The 17,419-nt window shown below is 69.5% G+C and carries 16 protein-coding genes; 8 read left to right on the top strand and 8 right to left on the bottom strand.

Annotation, left to right across the window (positions count from 1 at the left end):
* Positions 1-85: 85 nt before the first annotated feature.
* Positions 86-1,900 carry a sensor histidine kinase gene (locus IEY84_RS13125; protein WP_183548031.1) on the top strand — a complete coding sequence of 605 codons (1,815 nt, stop codon included), beginning with the start codon at positions 86-88 and terminating at the stop codon, positions 1,898-1,900.
* A gap of 102 nt (positions 1,901-2,002) precedes the next feature.
* Here IEY84_RS13125 and IEY84_RS13120 read toward each other — a convergent pair whose 3' ends face one another.
* From IEY84_RS13120 to IEY84_RS13110, 3 genes are all read right to left on the bottom strand, one after another.
* Positions 2,003-3,367, bottom strand: coding sequence for a dipeptidase (locus tag IEY84_RS13120; protein WP_183548029.1), 1,365 nt, complete (start codon positions 3,365-3,367; stop codon positions 2,003-2,005).
* A gap of 101 nt (positions 3,368-3,468) precedes the next feature.
* Positions 3,469-4,332, bottom strand: a complete 864-nt coding sequence (locus IEY84_RS13115; RefSeq protein WP_183548027.1) for a hypothetical protein — start codon at positions 4,330-4,332, stop codon at positions 3,469-3,471.
* A 331-nt stretch (positions 4,333-4,663) separates the two neighbouring features.
* Positions 4,664-5,029: a sterol carrier family protein gene (locus IEY84_RS13110; RefSeq protein WP_183548025.1), complete on the bottom strand. Its 366-nt coding sequence runs from the start codon at positions 5,027-5,029 to the stop codon at positions 4,664-4,666.
* Positions 5,030-5,114: 85 nt separating this feature from the next.
* Here IEY84_RS13110 and IEY84_RS13105 point away from each other — a divergent pair, with 85 nt between their 5' ends.
* Genes IEY84_RS13105 through IEY84_RS13095 form a run of 3 tightly spaced genes read left to right on the top strand, consistent with a single transcriptional unit; the run spans position 5,115 to position 7,165 of the window.
* Positions 5,115-5,828, top strand: coding sequence for a hypothetical protein (locus tag IEY84_RS13105; protein ID WP_183548022.1), 714 nt, complete (start codon positions 5,115-5,117; stop codon positions 5,826-5,828).
* Complete coding sequence (locus IEY84_RS13100) at positions 5,825-6,571, top strand: serine hydrolase (RefSeq protein WP_183548020.1); 747 nt, start codon at positions 5,825-5,827, stop codon at positions 6,569-6,571. The genes IEY84_RS13105 and IEY84_RS13100 overlap by 4 nt, the downstream gene beginning before the upstream one ends.
* Positions 6,572-6,613: 42 nt before the next feature.
* Positions 6,614-7,165, top strand: a complete 552-nt coding sequence (locus tag IEY84_RS13095; RefSeq protein ID WP_183548018.1) for a GNAT family N-acetyltransferase — start codon at positions 6,614-6,616, stop codon at positions 7,163-7,165.
* Here IEY84_RS13095 and IEY84_RS13090 read toward each other — a convergent pair.
* Complete coding sequence (locus IEY84_RS13090) at positions 7,145-8,101, bottom strand: helix-turn-helix transcriptional regulator (RefSeq protein ID WP_183548016.1); 957 nt, start codon at positions 8,099-8,101, stop codon at positions 7,145-7,147. The two genes, IEY84_RS13095 and IEY84_RS13090, sit on opposite strands and share 21 nt — an antisense overlap.
* Before the next feature lie 213 nt (positions 8,102-8,314).
* Here IEY84_RS13090 and IEY84_RS13085 point away from each other — a divergent pair, with 213 nt between their 5' ends.
* Genes IEY84_RS13085 through IEY84_RS13075 form a run of 3 tightly spaced genes read left to right on the top strand, consistent with a single transcriptional unit; the run spans position 8,315 to position 11,694 of the window.
* Entirely contained in the window at positions 8,315-9,337 is a 1,023-nt protein-coding gene (locus IEY84_RS13085; RefSeq protein WP_221209014.1) for an ABC transporter ATP-binding protein, read from the top strand.
* Positions 9,334-10,140: an ABC transporter permease gene (locus IEY84_RS13080; protein ID WP_183548014.1), complete on the top strand. Its 807-nt coding sequence runs from the start codon at positions 9,334-9,336 to the stop codon at positions 10,138-10,140. The genes IEY84_RS13085 and IEY84_RS13080 overlap by 4 nt, the downstream gene beginning before the upstream one ends.
* Before the next feature lie 51 nt (positions 10,141-10,191).
* Positions 10,192-11,694, top strand: coding sequence for a DHA2 family efflux MFS transporter permease subunit (locus tag IEY84_RS13075; protein WP_183548012.1), 1,503 nt, complete (start codon positions 10,192-10,194; stop codon positions 11,692-11,694).
* A gap of 3 nt (positions 11,695-11,697) precedes the next feature.
* On the opposite strand, the gene IEY84_RS13070 is transcribed toward IEY84_RS13075, so the two are convergent.
* Together IEY84_RS13070 and IEY84_RS13065 are read right to left on the bottom strand one after the other, a co-directional pair.
* Positions 11,698-12,738, bottom strand: coding sequence for a CAP domain-containing protein (locus tag IEY84_RS13070; protein WP_183548010.1), 1,041 nt, complete (start codon positions 12,736-12,738; stop codon positions 11,698-11,700).
* A 20-nt stretch (positions 12,739-12,758) separates the two neighbouring features.
* Positions 12,759-13,490 (bottom strand): TetR/AcrR family transcriptional regulator, encoded by a 732-nt coding sequence (locus IEY84_RS13065; protein WP_229788632.1) that lies wholly within the window; start codon positions 13,488-13,490, stop codon positions 12,759-12,761.
* A gap of 103 nt (positions 13,491-13,593) precedes the next feature.
* On the opposite strand from IEY84_RS13065, the gene IEY84_RS13060 reads away from it, so the two are divergent.
* On the top strand, positions 13,594-14,343 hold the full coding sequence (locus tag IEY84_RS13060; protein ID WP_183548006.1) for a DUF2306 domain-containing protein: 750 nt from the start codon (positions 13,594-13,596) through the stop codon (positions 14,341-14,343).
* On the opposite strand, the gene purL is transcribed toward IEY84_RS13060, so the two are convergent.
* A complete protein-coding gene (gene purL, locus IEY84_RS13055) occupies positions 14,262-16,550 on the bottom strand; it encodes a phosphoribosylformylglycinamidine synthase subunit PurL (protein ID WP_183548004.1) in 2,289 nt (762 codons plus the stop codon). The two genes, IEY84_RS13060 and purL, sit on opposite strands and share 82 nt — an antisense overlap.
* A gap of 69 nt (positions 16,551-16,619) precedes the next feature.
* Positions 16,620-17,288, bottom strand: a complete 669-nt coding sequence (locus IEY84_RS13050; RefSeq protein WP_183548002.1) for a hypothetical protein — start codon at positions 17,286-17,288, stop codon at positions 16,620-16,622.
* Positions 17,289-17,419 lie beyond the last annotated feature (131 nt).

Genomic DNA, 17,419 nt, shown 5'->3' with positions numbered 1-17,419 from the left:
TCGTGCAACACTCCGTGGTGCCAAGGTCCTCAGGACTGCCACGCAGTTGCAACACCTGCCCTGACCGACCTACCCGAGAGCAAGGATGCCCCCACCACAGTCAGCCGAAGCCCTCGACGTGCCGCAGCGTACGTCGAGCAGGCAGTCGTCGTCTGTGGCGCTCTCGGCGGTCGATCCTGCTCTGCAGATGATCGCCGAGGGCATCTGCGAGCTGCTCGGCTTCGGCATCGCGGTGGTCAACGTCGTCCGGGGCAACGAGCTCGAGGTGGTTGCCATCAACGGCGTCGTCAGCGGGTTGAACGCCCATGGCGAGCGGGAGACCGCCGAGGAGATCCTCGGGACCCTGTGGCCACTCTCCAACCTGCACGACGACCTCTCGCGCGGTGAGAACTGGGGCGCCTGGCGGTTCATCCCCCACGAGCAGGGAGTCCTTCACGAGGGCAGCTGGGTCGCCACCACCAACATGATCGACGCCCCCGACGCCTGGCACCCGCACGACATGCTGATCGCACCGATCTTCGGTGGCGACGGCTCTGTCCAGGGCTGCATCTCGGTGGACATGCCGGTCAGCGGCCGGAGGCCGGACTTCACCCAGCGCCGGGTGCTCAACCGGTTCGCCAAACGTGCCCAGCGGGTCGTCCTCGGCTACCTCGAGCGCGAGCGGCTCTACGAACGCGCCGCGAACCTCGAGACCGCCAAGGAGTTCCTGCGCGACGCCAGCTCCAAGCTGAGCCTCGCCGACGTGCTCGACGCCAGCCACGATGCGCTGATCCGCGGCCTGGGTGCCGACGGGATCTGGATGGCGACCAAGGGGCCCCACAACGAGATGGTCGTGCACGCGACCCCCGGCCTCAGCTGGGAGCCCGATCCGGGCCTGGCCTCGCTCACCTCGCGGAACACATCTCGATACTGGGCCGAGGGCACCTACTCGATCCTGTGCCGCGAGCGGGTCATCGACTCCTCGGACTGGAGTGAACAGGCCGCCGTCGCCCGCGAGTTCTTCGAGACGCTGGGGGCGGCGAGCGCTCTGGTCGTGCCGGTCGGCGCCGACCACGAGTGGCTGGGCCACATCGTCCTGCTCCGCTCGCCCGGACGGCCCACCTGGACCGACGCGGAAGGCCGGCTGGCGATGGAGCTGGGCCGCGACTTCGGACGGATCGTGCTCACCGCGAACGCCTACACACAGGAGCGCGACCTCGCCCAGCATCTGGCCGAGGCCGATCGCGAACGCAACCGGCTGATCCAGGCCGTCGCCCGCGAGCTCCGGATCCCGGTCAACGCCCTCGGCACATCGTTGAACGCGTTGTCCGGAGAGCCGGTCAACACGCTGCCGTGGATCGTCCAGGTGGAGACGCTGACCGTACGCAGCGCCCAGATCGAGGGCATCGTCAGCGACCTGCTGCTCCTCTCCCGGATCCGCGACCCAGCCAACGTGCCCGGCGAGACCACCATCGAGGTCTCCGAGATGCTCGACGACGTGCTCGACGAGCTCGATCCCGACGCCGCCCAGAAGGACATCGAGTGCGTGCTGACGACACCGACCGGGCCTGCGTACGTCGTCGGTGATCCTCGCGAGCTGCGCGCGGCCTTCCTGCATCTGGTGAAGAACGCGCTGACCTACAGCCATCGGGGATCACGGGTGCAGGTGATGCTCTACAGCGCCGGCAACGAGGTCACGATCATCATCGCCGACGCAGGCGTCGGCATCTCCGACGAGGAGCAGTCGAAGGTCTTCGAGCCGTTCTACCGAGGCACCAACTCCGCGCTGGGTGGCTCGCGCGGAGCTGGGCTCGGGCTGACGTTGGTCGAGCTGATCACCAGGCGCCATCTCGGGCTGGTCGAGCTCGACTCCCGGCCTGGTGAGGGCACCCGGGTGGCGTTGACGCTGCCTGGTGTCTAGCAGCGCGTGCGGATGTTCACCGAGTTACCTCGGTGAGCACACACCGACTTCGCGGAACTCCACGAAGGCAGTGTCACTCCACCGAGGTAACTCGGTGAACGATCAGCGGCTTCCCAGCTTCTGGAGCAGCAGCGCCTCGGCGACGACGACGCGTCGGAACTCGGCGAGGTGAAGGCCCTCGTTGGCACCGTGCGCGCGGGTGTCGGGGTCCTCGACACCCGTGACCAGCACGCTGGCCTGCGGGAACGCATCGAGGAACTCCGCGATGAACGGGATCGAGCCGCCGACGCCCATGTCGATCGGGGCGGTGCCGTCCCAGGCCTCGGTGAAGGCGGCCCGGGCCGCGTCGTAGGCCGGGCCGGTCGCGTCCAGGGCGATCGGCTCACCGGTGTCGACGACCTTGGTGGTCAGCTCGGCGCCCCACGGGACGTGCTTCTCGAGGTGCTTCTGGAGGGCGGCGACGGCGTTCTCACCGGAGTCGCCAGGGGCAATCCGGATGGTGACCTTGGCGCGCGCGCTGGGGGCCAGCGTGTTGGAGGCGCCGTCGACCTTGGGCGCGTCCAGGCCGGTGATCGTGATCGCCGGCTGCGTCCACATCCGCTCGACGGCGCTGCCCTTGCCGACCCACTCGAGGCCGGCGATCGCCCCGGACTCGGCACGGAGCCGCTCCTCGGGGTAGTCGACGTCCGCCGCCGGGCCGGAGACGAGGCCCTCGACCGCAGGAGCGCCGTTCTCGTCCCAGAGGGTGTTGAGGAGGCGTACGAGCGCCATGATCGCGTCGGGGGCCAGACCGCCCCACATGCCGGAGTGCACGGCGTGCCCGAGGGTGCGGAGCTCGACGTCGACCCGGATGAGACCGCGCAGCGACGTGGTCAGGGCCGGAACGCCGATGTCCCAGTTGCCGGAGTCGGCGATGACGATGACGTCGGCCCGCAGCTTGTCCTGGTACTTCCCGAGCAGCTCGGGCAGGGTCGCGGAGGCGACCTCCTCCTCGCCCTCGATGAAGAGGCGCACGGTGACCGGCAGATCACCGTTCTCGTCCAGGCTGGCCAGCGCCCGAACCGCCCCGATGTGGGCGGCGATGCCGGCCTTGTCGTCGGCTGCACCGCGACCGTAGAGGCGGTCACCGACCTCGGTGGGCTCGTACGGCGGGGTGTTCCAGTCGGCGTGGTCGTTCTCCGGCTGGACGTCGTGGTGGGCGTAGAGCAGCACCGTCGGGGCTCCCTCGGGGCCCTTCTTCTCGCCGACGACGGCAGGCGGGGCACCGTCGAAGGCGCGCACGATCTCCACGTCGAAGCCCTCGGCCGCGAAGAGGTCGCGGGTCTTCTCCGCGCTCTTCTCGACCTCGCTCAGGCGCTCGGGGTCCGCGCTCACGGACTCGATCCGCACCAGGTCCTCGAGGTCCTTGCGGATCCCGGGGAAAAGGTCGTCTACCCGGGCCTTGATGTCTTCGGTGGAGTGGCTCATGAGGCGAGGTTATCTGGGAGGGCGCCGGCGGGGTAGTTCGGTAGCAAACTGCCCATTACTGACGGGTATATGGGCAGTTTGCTCCCGGACTACCCCGACGCTCACCCTCCCATCGCTCGATTCCCCAGGAACCGGTTTCGTTCCACGGCGGTCAGAGCTCGCCGCTGTTCGACGGTATGGGTGGGGGTCCACCACCTGGGCGGATCGATCGTCCAGCGGCGATCGGCCACCGGGGTGCGGTGCGCCCGGGAGCGTGCTTCGAGGGTTCGGCGGAGGAAGCCGCTCGGGTCCTGGAGATCGCGGGAGACCATGGTGACGTACTCGAGGCCCGCTGCGCGGAACAGACCTTCGCGTTGGATGTCGACGGCGCGCCGCTTGCCTTCCAGATGAAGCTTGCCGTCGTACTCCCCGACGAGGCCGGCCTCGAGATCGAGTACGTCCGGAGTTCCGATATGGCGACCTTCGAGATCGAAGACCGGCCGATTGCACACCAGAGCGGTGCGCCCGAGATCGATCCGCCAGAGGAGTCGCAGGTCGACCTCGGTCGGCGACCAGACGTTCTCGTCCGCCAGTCCGATCGCCTCGCGAGCCATCCCGACACCGGTCCACCCGTTCAGGGTCGCCACGTACGCCGCCGCTTCGGCCGTGCTCACCTGATCGCTTGCCATCGCCAGGTCGAGCCACCGCACCGCCTCGCGTACGTCCGCGGCGTATCGCATCTCGAAGGCGATCGACCTGGCGGGGTTCGTGATCGGAAGCCCGTCGACCCAGCAGCGTTCTTGAGGCGGCATCCGTTCGGCCGAGATGGCCAGACCTGGTCGAGCGACAAGCTTGTGACCGTACGTCGCCAACGTCACCGGTCGCCCCTCCCCCATCCCGGCGAACCACTTCGCGCCGACCCACGCGTATGCCGCCCATCCGGTGATCGCACCGAGGTTCGGCAACAGGACGACAGCTTCCAGCACTCTCTGCTGCGCATCTCTTGGGTCAGCACTCGCCGGGACGTACAGCCCGTGCCACACCCGCCTCCAACCCCGGCCACGGCTCTGTCGAGTCGTCGGCCCTGCCCTCCCGGTGGGATCAATGGCCACCGGCATCACCGCATGCGGCCGCTCATCTGACCACCCCACGGGCTCGAAGTGCCGCGCACGCTTCACCATGCCCCCAGCATGCGCAACACAACCATTCGCAGCACCCAGTTATCCACACCCCTGTGGATAACTCCTCCTAGACGTCCGGGTAGTCCGGGAGCAAACTGCCTATTACTGACGGGTAAATGGGCAGTTTGCTCCCGGACTACCCCGCCACGAGGGGCAGGTACGCCGAGAGGTCGGTGCGTTCTCCCGAGGCCCGGACACGGGCCTGCTCGACGGCTTCGGGCCAGGTCATCGCGCCGGTCGCCAGGGCGATCCAGGTCAGCGCGTCGGTCTCGATCACCGCCGGCGGGGTGCCCCGGGTGTGCCTGACGCCTTCGATGCACTGCACCGCGGCGTACGGCGGGACGCGGACCTCGACGCTCCTGCCGGGCGCGCGCTGCTCGAGGACGGCGAGGAAGTGCTTGGCGAGGAGCCGTAGGTCGGCCTTGGCGGGCTCCCCGGCGCGTAGGCGATCCAGGGCATCGGCCACATCGGCGGCGGCCGCGGGCTTGAGTCGAGCTGGCACGTCCCTCACCTTAGAGGTTCCCGCGGAACCTCTTTCTACGGCAGTTGCCCACCACGGCAGCGCGCGACCACTACGCTCCGTTGACGTGGGCCTGGAGAGACTCGAGTCGGAGATGGTGCTGAGGACCGTCGAGACGCTGCACGGACGGATCGCGGCCCGCTTCCCCGACCGGGGCCTGGTGAAGGTCGCCGAGGAGCTGGCCGGCCTGATCAGGGAGTCCGCCGGCGTCGGGGATCTGCTCCGACGCCGGCTGCTCTGGACCCGCGCCGTCTCTCGCATGCTGATCCTGGTCGTCCTGGCGCTCGCGCTGGGCGCCATCATCTGGGGGATCACGACGGCACTCGGCGACGACACGCTCACCGGTGTCCAGTGGCTGCCGCTGGTGGAGAGCACCGTCAACGACCTCATCTTCGCCGCGGTCGCGATCTTCTTCCTCTACACGATCCCGGAGCGGCTGCTCCGGTCGCGGGCGCTGAGGCTGCTGCACCGGCTGCGTTCGCTGGCGCACATCATCGACATGCACCAGCTCACCAAGGACCCCGAGAGGTTGCGCACCGGATTCACGCCGACGCCGGCCAGCGTTCGGTTCACCCTCGATGCCGACGAGCTGGCGCACTACCTGGACTACTGCTCCGAGCTGCTCAGCCTCGTCGGCAAGACCGCGGCGCTGTGCGCCGAGGACTCCCAGGACAACGTCGTCCTCAACACGGTCAGCACGGTCGAGGGTCTCACCGTCGACCTCTCCAGCAAGATCTGGCAGAAGATCCAGGTCGTCGGCGAGCTTCGCGAGGATCAGTGAGTTCGACGGAATGGTCGATCCTCGCGGTCGACACCGGCTCCGGTGAGACCCTCGTCGAGTCCGCCCCCGAACTGCTGCTGCCGACCGCCAGCGTCGGAAAGCTCTTCCTGCTGCACCACCTCGCCGAGCTGCTCGACGGCGACCCGTCGCTGGCGCGGCAGCTGCTGCGCAAGGGCACGGTCGACCCGGTCGCCGACAGCGGACTGTGGCAACACCTCGACGTCCCCGCGCTGACCGTGGCCGACTGTGCCCGTCTGGTCGGCGCGGTCTCGGACAACCTGGCCACCAACGTGCTCCTCGACCACGTCGGTCTCGCTCCGGTCCAGGCCGTCGCAGAGCGGTTGGCCCCCGGCGGGTCGATGCTGAACGACTCGGTCCGGGACGTACGCAGGCCCGAGGATCCGCCGATGCTCTCCGTCGGCTGTGCCGCCGACTGGGTCACCTACTTCCGTACGCCGCACCCGACCGTCCTGTCCTGGCTGGCGCCGTCCACCGACCTGTCGATGGTCGCCTCCGCCTTCGGCCTGGACCCGCTGGCTCACAACGAACAGGACAGGGACCTGCAGGTGTGGAGCAAGACCGGCACCGACGAGGGCGTCCGCGCCGAGGTCGGGCTGCTGGACGTCGGCGGGCGGCGGGCGGCGTACGCGGTCATCTGCCGCTTCCAGGGTGAGGTCGTCCCGGTGCTCGCCCAGATGCGGGCGTACGGCACGCTGCTCCTCGAGACGTTGCGAGACGGCTGAGAGCGTACGATCCAGTTCCGGTCCGGCACGGTAGGAGACCAGTTGTTCAGCATCGACCTCGGGAACGGCGCGGAGATGGTCCTGCGCGACCGATCGACCGACTTCGCCGTCCACAAGCTCATCAACGCCAACCTCGACCACCTCCGCGAGTGGGAGCCCTGGGCGCACAGCTCGCAGACGATGCTCAGCGTCGCCGGGTTCGGCACCTACCTGCTCAACCAGTGGGTCCAGGGCGAGGCGATCCCGTGCGTCATCCGCCAGGACGGCCAGGTCGCGGGCGCCACGACCGCGCGGATCAACCTCTACGAGAAGTCGGCCACGATCGGCTACTGGCTGGGTGAGGCGTACGAGGGTCGTGGGCTGATCACCCGGGCCGTCTCGGCGCTGCTGGACACGCTCTTCAACGAGTACGACATCGCCCGGGCGATCATCGACACCTCGGTCATGAACAAGCGCAGCCGTGCGGTCGCCGAGCGTCTCGGGTTCACCCACGAGGGCACCATGCGTGGCGCGCAGGCCTACCCCGGCGAGCGCCGGGACCTGGTGGTCTACGGGCTCCTGCGGGAGGAGTGGCTAGGGCGCGACCGCGCCTGAGCGGACGAACCGCTCCCCGGCCCGCGCGACCATCTCGGCCAGCTCGGCGGGCTGCTCGACCGTGAAGTCGGCGTCGATGCCGGCGAGGATCATCATCGGCCAGCCCAGGTCGTCGACCTGCATCCGCATCCGGCAGCCCTCCTCGGCGGCCTCGACCTGGCCCCAGCGCCCGACGTGTCGCGCGACCGCGTCGGCCTCGGCCTGGAAGTGGATGCAGACGTCGTGCGCGGCCGGCCGGGAACGGATGCCGGCCTGTACGTAGGTCGCCGCGTCCCCGCCGGGGATCTCCCGCGGCCGGAAGATCTGGCCGGTGGTCGCTGGGTCGGTGATCCGATCGACCCGGAAGGAGCGCCAGTCCTGGCGCACCCGGTCGTAGGCGAGGAGATACCAGCGGTTGCCGAGCGCCACCAGCCGGTGCGGCTCGACCCGACGCAGGGTCGGCTCGGCCTCGGGTGCCTGGTAGGTGAAGGTCAGCGCCTCGTCGTCGCGACAGGCCTGCGCCAGGACACCCAGGACCCCGGCGTCCAGCGACACCCGGCCGCCCCACGGCAGCGAGTCTGTCTGCGAGGTGACGGCGTCCATCCGTCGCCGCAGCCGCGGCGGCATCAGCGCCACGACCTTCCCCAGCGCCTGGGCCGAGGTATCCCCCATCCCGGCCACGAGTCCGGCGGCGGCCGTGCGCAGCCCGACAGCGATCGCGACCGCCTCCTCGTCGTCGAGCAGCAGCGGCGGCAGCGCGTTGCCGGCACGGAGCTGGTAGCCGCCCGCCATGCCGCGGGTGGCATCCACGTCGTAGCCCAGATCGCGCAGCCGCTCGATGTCGCGGCGCAGCGTACGTTCGCTGACCTCGAGGCGTACGGACAGCTCCGTGCCGGGCCAGAAACGGTGGGTCTGCAACAGTGAGAGCAGCTGCAGCATCCGGGCGCTCGTACTCATGAGACAGACCCTAGGCGTCATTGCGGTCAAGTCATGACCTGATTAGCCAGGAATCCGGCAAGGAGCCCGCACGACGGCCGGCTCGCCCCCTCCTCGAGCCGCCCGCCGCCGCGCTGTCTGTCTCTTACCCACTCGTCGGCCGTCTAAACCGGATTACGAATCATTTTTCCAAAGCGGTCAGAAACTGACCGGATGCTTTCCGATGCTGGAGACATGACGAACCACACCCACCAGCCACCGGTGATCCGGGCGCAGGGGCTGACGAAGCACTTCACCAGAGGCAAGAAGACCGTCGAGGCGGTACGCGGGCTCGACCTCGAGATCCACCAAGGCGAGCTCGTCGCGTTCCTCGGTCCCAACGGAGCCGGCAAGTCGACCACCCTGCGGATGCTGACCACCCTCATCCCGCCCACCGCCGGCACCGCCGAGGTCGCCGGCCACGACGTCGTCCGCGCCCAAGGGGCCGTCCGGCGCTCGATCGGCTACGTCGGCCAGGGCAACGCTGCCGCGTACATCCAGCGCGGACGCGACGAGCTGATGTCCCAGGCTCGTGCCCACGGCATCCCGCGCCCTGCCGCGAAGGCGCGCATCGACGAGCTGCTCTCGGCCTTCGACCTGCAGGAGTACGCAGACCGCACGGTCCAGACGCTCAGCGGTGGCCAGCGCCGGCGGCTCGACATCGCCATCGGTCTGCTCAACCGCCCCGAGGTGCTGTTCCTCGACGAGCCATCGACCGGCCTCGACCCGCAGAACCGCGCCAACCTGCAGGAGCAGATCCGCCGGCTCCACGAGGACGGCACCACGATCGTGCTCACCACCCACTATCTCGAGGAGGCGGACGCACTCGCAGGGCGGGTGATCGTCATCGACCACGGTGTGATGATCGCCGACGACACCGCCCCACGACTCAAGGAGCGGCTCGGCGACCTGGTGCTCCTCGGCTTCAGCACCGAGGCGGATGCCACGGCCGCCGCGGCCCGCGCCGAGTCGGCGCTGTCCGGCCCGACGGTCATCGATCGTGCCGGGACACAGGTCTCGATCCGCACCCCGCGCGGCGCCGACAGCGCACCGGCCCTGGCCATCGACCTGGCAGCCCACGGCACGCCGGCGATCCGGATGGAGGTCCGCCCCCCGACCCTCGACGACGTCTTCCTCGACCTGACCGGACGCAGTCTGCGCGAGTCGGCCCAGTCCACCACACAGCCCACCACCCAGACCGAAGGAGCAGCAGCATGACCACCCTCACCGTCCCGACCGCCCAGGCCCGGCGCACCAGTCGCACCCTCAGCAGGCCGACCGGCTTCCTCACCGACACCTGGACCGTGCTGTCCCGCGAGCTCACCCCGAAGCTTCGCCAGCCCGCATCGATGCTCTTCGCGATGGTGCAGCCGTTGGTCTTCCTGGGCCTCTTCGCGCCGCTCCTGCCCGACGTCGAGAACGGCAGCGCGCTGCAGTGGTTCGTGCCGGGCATCGTCGTCATGACCGCGCTGATGGGTGCCTCGATGACCGGAGCGGACCTGACCGCCGAGATCCGCTCCGGCTCCCACGAGCGCCTGCTGGTCTCGCCGCTCTCCCGGCCGTCCCTGCTGGTGGGACGGGCCCTGAAGGAGGTCGTGCCGGTGCTGTTCCAGACGGCGGTCATCCTGGCAGTGGTGACCCCGTTCAGCTTCGACCTCCACCTCGGCGGGGCGCTGGTGGGATCGGTCATCGTCTCGCTCTTCGCGATCGGCCTCGGCGCGTTCAGCTTCGCCCTCGCCACCGCCGCGAAGGAGCAGGACTGGGTCTTCTGGACGGTCCAGCAGATGCTGATCTTCCCGCTGTTGCTGCTCTCCGGCGTGCTTCTCCCCCTCGATGGTGCCCCCGGCTGGCTGCGGTTCCTCAGCGACATCAACCCGATGACGTACGTCGTGGAGGCGGCCCGAGCGCTCTTCGCCGGCGAGTTCCCGGCCGATGTCGTCCTCAGCGGCTTCGTCGCGGCGACAGCCGTCGCCGCGGTCGGGGTGCTCGTCGGCGTACGAACCATGGAGAGGTCGAACTGAGCCCGTCGAGACCCTTGACCTCAAGTTCACTTTAGCTTCCAGACTGGGCGCATGACACCCAGACCCCGCACGGCTCCGAGCCCGACCACGATCGTGCTCACCGTCATCGCCGGCACGGTGATGATCCCGATCGACATCACGATCGTCGCGGTTGCGATCGCCCGTCTCTCCCAGGAGACGGGCGCTTCGCTACCGGTGATCCAATGGGTCGCCACCGGCTACACGCTCGCCCTGGCAACGGTCATCCCGGCGGCGGCCTGGGCGATCGGCAGGTTTGGCGCCCGCCAGGTGTTCATCACCGCGATCGCGGTCTTCACGATCGGCTCAGGCCTGGTCGCCGCATCCTGGAACGTGGAGTCGCTGATCGCGTTCCGGGTGCTGCAGGGACTCGGCGGCGGCTTCGTGATGCCGGCGGCGATGACCTTGACCCTACGCTCGGCGCCGCCGGCGGAGCGGGGCCGGCTGATGGCCCTGATGGGCCTGCCGGTGCTGGTCGGTCCGGTCTTCGGGCCGGTGCTGGGCGGCTGGCTGCTCGACACGATGTCGTGGCGCTGGATGTTCCTCATCAACCTGCCGCTCGGCCTGCTCGGCATCATCCTCGGGCTGCGCAACCTGCCGCGCCTGGAGAACGGTCCGAGCGCCCGCCTGGACGTACGCGGCCTGCTCCTGCTTCCGCCCGCGATGGCGCTCCTCGTGCTGGGCACCTCGTTCGCCGAAGGGACGCTCGTCTCCGCGAAGGTGCTGCTCCCGATCGCAGCCGGGATCGTCCTCGTGGCGCTCTTCGTCCGGCACGCGCTCCGTGTCGAGGCGCCGCTCCTTGACGTCCGGCTGCTCGAGCGGCGCCTGACCGGCGGCAGTGCCGCGCTGCTGGTCTGCTTCGCCGGCGGCTACTTCGGCTCGATGATCCTGGTGCCGCTCTACTGGCAGGTCGTCCGCGGCGAGTCGGCCACCACTGCCGGTCTGCTGATGGCTCCCGCCGGTATCGCGGCCGGGATCATGATCCAGATCTCCGGCCGGCTCATCGACCGCTTCCCGCCGCTGCCGGTGATCGGCTCGGGGATCGTGGTCTCCACCCTGGGCTTCGGCGCCCTGGCGCTCCAGCTGAGCGCGGACGCACCCATGCTGGCCCTGGCCACGACCCACGCCGTCGCGACCGCGGGCGCCGGGTTCGTGATGCTGCCGACCATGACCATCGCCACCCGTTACCTCGAGGACAGCGCCATCCCCGCCGGCTCGACGATGATCAACGTGTTGAACCAGGTCGCCACTGCGCTGTGCACCGCCGGCGTCTCGGTGCTCCTCGCCGCCGCGCTCTCGTCCCGCCTTCCCGGACTGGGCAGCGATGGCATCGGAGCGCTCAGCTCCCTCGCTCCCGCCGAGCGAGCAGCGGTCGCGCCACTGGCCGCCGAGGCGCTGCAGGTCGCGTTCTGGCTGCCGGTCACGATGATGGCGATCTCGGGCGTGGTCGCGTTCCTCGCCTTCCGGCGTACGCCGTCAGCTCGGAGCGTCTCCGTCGGCAGCCCGCGGCCTGTCCCCGCCGCGGTCGCCGACTAGTTCCTACCAGGGGCGGCGGTCGCCGGGATACTGCTTGGGGCCGCCCGGGTTGGGGCGACCAGGGTTCGGGTAACCCGGGTTGGGGTGACCGGGACCGGGTCCGGCGGGATGGACCTGGCCCCGATAGACCGGTCCGCCACCGGGGTACGGCCCGACGGGCCGGGCGTGCCGAGGGCCCTGCATGTCAGGCCGGGGCGGTTCGCGGCGCCGGCGCCGGGCCAGAAGCAGAGAGATGAGCAGCCCCAGCCCTGACAGCGCGAGCAGCCCGACGGCGATCTCGACAAAGCCGATCCCGAACAGCCCGCTGGAGGCGGGGGTCGGACCGTCCGAGGCGTCGGTGAACGTCACCGGGCCCGCCGTCTCCGAGTCGCCCACGGGCGGGGCCGAGGAAGACTCCGACTCGGAGGCTGACGCCGAAGGCGACGTCGACGGCGACGCGGAAACGGACGCTGAGGGCGTACGCGAGGGGCTGGGCGAAGCCGTCACCGACTTCTTGGGCTTCGCGGTCTGCCGGGGAGTCGGGGCCTTGGTCTCCGCTGGGGCGGTCGGCGCCGGCGCACCGGTGGCCTTCGGCTTCTCAGTCGGCCGCACGCCCGGCGGGTACTTGGCGAAGACCTGGACGCCCCAGGTGGTGTTGTCGACCTCCACGAAGGAGATCCCGATGTGGGTGTAGTCGCCCAGGATGTTGGCCCGGTGCCCATCGGAGTTCATCCAGCCCCGGTGCATCTCCGCGCCAGTCCGATAGCCCATGGCGACGTTCTCGCCGACTCCCTGCCACCCCTCCGGCACCTGCTCGGCGAGGTCGGGGTTGTGCGAGAGCGCCCGGTCGGCAGCGATCTTGTAGGCCCACTTCCGCGCCAGACCGTCGAGGGCGGAGTCGCGCGTCAGCGGGTCCAGGCCCGCGTCGGCACGAGCGGAGTTCGCCAGCCGCTTGATCGTTCCGCCCTCCCCCGCGGACGCCGGACCAGCGCTGACGAGCAGCGCGGCAGCAGCCAACAGCAGAGCGAGGACATAGGACACGGGGCGATGCAGGTGGGGGAACATCCCCGCCAGGGTATCTACCTTTACTTGGGAGTGCTGCGTCCGAGGTGGCGCTCGATGTGGGCCGCGATCCCGGCCATCAGCAGGCTCTGCCCAAAAGCCGACGGGTCGTCAGAGTCGGACTCCGCGCCAGGCCCAGCAGGCCGCCAGGCGGCCATCGACTCCATCAGGTTCGGGAAACGCTCCGGATCCGCGTACGTCACGAGCATCTCCTCGAACCTCGCATAGGGGTTGTCCTCGAACCGGGCAGACTCGACCTCGATCCTCGCCTCACCCAAGGCGTACTGCGAGATGATGCCGAGAATCGCCATCTTCTCCTCCGGGGGCAGCGTCACCTCTCGGAGGTAGTAGAACCCGAGATCGATCCAGGCGAGGCGGTTCGGTCCGGGAAGCGTGCCGACAAGGGGCAGATCGAGGAACCACGGCCGACTCAGAGACAGGTCGACCTGCGCGCGCATCCAGGCCGCCAGACCATCGCGCCAGCCCAGGTCACGCGCCGGCTCCACCAGCTCCGCACAGAGCCGGTCGGCGAGCAGGATGAGCAGCTCGTCCTTGTTCTTCACGTGCCGATAGAGCGCCATCGGCGAGCAGCCCAGCGCCTCGGCGACCCGAGCCATCGAGACGGCAGCAAGACCCTGCTCATCAGCGATGACGTACGCGGCCTCGACGATCTGGGCGGCGCTCAGCGCCGGCTTGGGGCCGCGCCGGCCGGGCGGGGACTTGCCCCACAGACGAGGGATCAGGTCGGAACTCATCACCTCCATCATGCCCTGCTCCCTCCAGAAACGGGTTGACCGGCACTTTCTTCTGCGTACTCTATAAACTGTTAATCACGTACGCGATTAGATCGGACGGCTCATGAGCACTTTGAAACGACCTTTGGCGCGCCAGTGGTGGGTCTTCCCGCTGGCCGCCGCGACGGTGATCTTCCTGGTGACGGCGCTGCCGCGGTACGTCGGACTGGACCCGTCACAGTCGCTCGTCGAGACCGACCGCGGGCCGGCCTTCTACCCCGCACTGGTGACGCACATCTTCTTCGGTTCGGTGATGCTCTGCTGCGGCGTACTCCAGCTGTGGCCGTGGTTGCGCGCCAACCATCCGAAGGTGCACCGCTGGACCGGTCGCACCTATGTCGTCACCGCGATCCCCACCGGCCTGGGGGCGCTGGTCACCAGCCAGTTCCCCGCCGCAGGACCGTCCCAGCAGGTCGGCAACACCTTCCTGGCCGTGCTGTTCCTGCTGTTCACCGTGCAGGGCTACCGGGCCGCGCGGCAGCGTCGCTTCAAGGACCACCGCGAATGGATGTACCGCAGCTATGCGATGGCGTTCTCGATCATCGCCAACCGCTTCTGGGGCACCGTCCTGATCATGATCTTCGTGCCGGACCTCATGAACGGCGCCGACCTCGGCACCGACGACCCCACCCTCGCCAGCGCCGCCGCGGCCTCAGCGTGGGTCAGCTGGGTCGTGAACCTGCTGATCGCCGAGTGGATCATCCACCGCAAGCCGCGCCGGCGACGCACCGATCAGGCCAGCGCGTCCCGCAGAGTCGAGCGCCAGACGCCGGTGAGCTCCTCGAGCGGGATCTCGACGGTCCCACCGTCGTAGGCGATCTGGTAGGCGGAACCGCCGGTCACGCCGAGCTTCGTCGCCGCGACCCCGTGACGCTCGGCCAGCGAGGTGAGCCGCTCGACGTCGGTGGCCTTCACGGTGACGACGGCACGGGCGACCGACTCCGAGAAGAGCGCGACGAACGGGTCGCCGGCGAGCGTGACCGAGACGCCGATCCCCGACGACATCGCCGGCTCGGCCAGCGCCTGCATCAGGCCGCCGTCGGAGAGGTCGTGGGCGGAGGTGACGAAACGCGCCTCCAGCAGCAGCTCGGCCAGCGCCTTCTCGGCCGCCAGGTCCACCTTGGGCGGCAGCCCGCCGAGGTGGCCGTGTACGACATGCGCCCACTCCGAGCCGGAGAGCTCCTCGTGGGTCTCACCGAGCAGGACGACGACCTCGTCGGCCGCCTGGAAGTCCGAAGGCGTACGCGTGGTGACGTCCTCGATCACTCCGAGCGTCGCGACCACCGGCGTGGGGTGGATCGCGGTCTCGCCGGTCTGGTTGTAGAGGGAGACGTTGCCGCCGGTGACCGGGATGCCGAGCTCGAGGCAGGCGTCCTTCAGACCACGGGTGGCCTCAGCGAACTGCCACATCACGTCGGGGTCCTCCGGGGAGCCGAAGTTGAGGCAGTCGGAGATGGCCAGCGGCTTGGCGCCGACCGAGGCCACGTTGCGGTAGGACTCGGACAGCGCCAGCTGGGCGCCCGCGTACGGGTCCAGCTTGGCGAAGCGACCGTTGGCGTCGGTGGCGAGCGCGACACCGAGGTTGGTCGACTCGTCGACGCGGATCATGCCGCCGTCGGCGGGCTGGGAGAGGACGGTGTTGCCGCGCACGTAGCGGTCGTACTGCTCGGTGATCCAGGACTTGTCGCACAGGTTCTCCGAGGCGACCAGCTTCAGGACGGTCTCGCGGAGCTCGTCGGCGGAGGTTGCCCGCGGGAGCTTCTCGGCGACGTCGGCCTGCAGCGCGTCCTGCCACGACGGGCGGGCGAAGGGGCGCTCGTAGACCGGGCCGTCGTGGGCGACGGTGGTCGGGTCGACGTCGACGATGGTCTCGCCGTGCCAGTCGACGCGCAGCCGGCCCTCGCCGGTCACGGTGCCGATCACGGCCGCCTCGACGTCCCACTTGGCGCAGATGTCCATGAAGGTCGCCTCGTCCTCGGGCGCGATGACCGCCATCATCCGCTCCTGGGACTCGCTCATCAGGATCTCCTCCGGAGCGAGCGTCGAGTCGCGCAGCGGCACCCGCTCGAGGTGTACGTGCATGCCGCCGTCACCGGCGGCGGCGAGCTCGGAGGTGGCGCACGAGATGCCGGCCGCACCGAAGTCCTGGATGCCGCGCACGATGCCGGAGGCGAAGAGCTCGAGAGTGCACTCGATCAGCAGCTTCTCCATGAACGGGTCACCGACCTGCACGCTCGGGCGCTTGGCCGGACCGTCCTCGTCGAACTCGACGCTGGCGAGGATGGAGGCGCCGCCGATGCCGTCGCCGCCGGTGCGCGCGCCGTACATGATCACCAGGTTGCCGGCACCGCTCGCCTTGGCGAGGTGGAGGTCCTCGTGCCGCAGCACGCCGACGCAGAGCGCGTTGACCAGCGGGTTGCCGAGGTAGGAGGCGTCGAAGACGGCCTCACCACCGATGTTGGGCAGGCCCAGGCAGTTGCCGTAGTGACCGATGCCGGAGACGATGCCGGGCAGCACCCGGTGGGTGTCCTCCTCGGCCAGCGGGCCGAACCGGAGCGGGTCCATGACGGCGACCGGGCGGGCACCCATCGCGAGGATGTCGCGGACGATGCCGCCGATGCCGGTCGCGGCGCCCTGGTGCGGCTCGACGTAGGACGGGTGGTTGTGCGACTCGACCTTGAAGGTCACCGCGTAGCCCTGGCCGACGTCGAGCACGCCCGCGTTCTCGCCGATGCCGGCGAGCATCTTGCCGGCCGGGGTCTCCTGCGGGATCTCGCCGAACTGCTTCAGGTGGACCTTGGAGGACTTGTAGGAGCAGTGCTCGGACCACATCACCGAGTACATCGCCAGCTCCGCGCCGGTCGGCCGGCGGCCGAGGATGCGCCTGATCTCGGCGTACTCGTCCTCCTTCAGACCGAGCTCAGCCCAGGGCTGCTCTCGGTCGGGGTCACCGGCAGCGTGGTGCACGGTGTCCAGGAGCGGAAGATCGGACGCAACGGCAGCGGACGAAGTCTCGGTCACGGGCAGAAATCTACGTCAGAAGTGCCGGATCCCCCGAGTCGTCACCCCGGGCCGATGATCTGGGTCCGATCATCGGGGCCGCCCACGCCACTCCCGCAGGTCGCGGATCTCGCCGAACTCCTCGAGGGCCGCCCGGGCGATCTCGGCATCCCCGGCGTACGCAGCGACGCTCCAGCCGTGGCCCTCGACCATCTGGGCGGTGACCCAGGTGGCTTCGCCGTGGGGGGTGGGCAGCCGGCGCGGGCGCCAGGAGAGCGACATCGCTCCGTCGGGGCGCTGCTCGATCCGCGGGGCCGAGCCGGCGGCGTCGTACTTCTTGCGGCCGGTCTGCCACTCACCCCAGTAGGCGTAGTGGAGGTAGACCTGGTGGCCTCGCCAGGACATCGAGCACTCGACGAAGAGGCGCTGTCCTGAGCTTGTCGAAGGGTCGCGCGCGCCGGTCTCGCTGCGGGAGCACCCGCCGCGTCGGGCAGCGTCGTCATGGCCGGGAAAGACCCACTGCATGCCGTCCTCGCCCCGCGGGTCGGGGCAGCGGGTCAGCGATCCAGCCCCGTTCCCGTCCCAGCAGACGTAGGGGGTGTTGGTCCGCTCGGTGGTCGAGCTGACCTGGTCGGCGACCGCGAACGGACCGATCACCTCACCACCGTGGGCGAGATGGATGATCCCGGCGACCGCCAGCGCGAGCATGACGGTGATCGCGAAGAGGACCGGCGTGATCCGGTCACGTCTTCTCTGCACAGGTCCCACCCCCTAGCAGTCCGTCCTTTACCAAGGTAACGCCAGATCGCGGCTTTGGTTAGGGCCAATAAACCAGGGACAAAAGTCCCTGCCGCGTCCGCAACCCGAGATCCCGGACCACGGACCGGGCA

The organism is Nocardioides albus (assembly GCF_014648255.1).
GTDB classification, from domain to species: domain Bacteria; phylum Actinomycetota; class Actinomycetes; order Propionibacteriales; family Nocardioidaceae; genus Nocardioides; species Nocardioides albus.
This window is presented reverse-complemented; position numbering and strand designations above follow the sequence as displayed.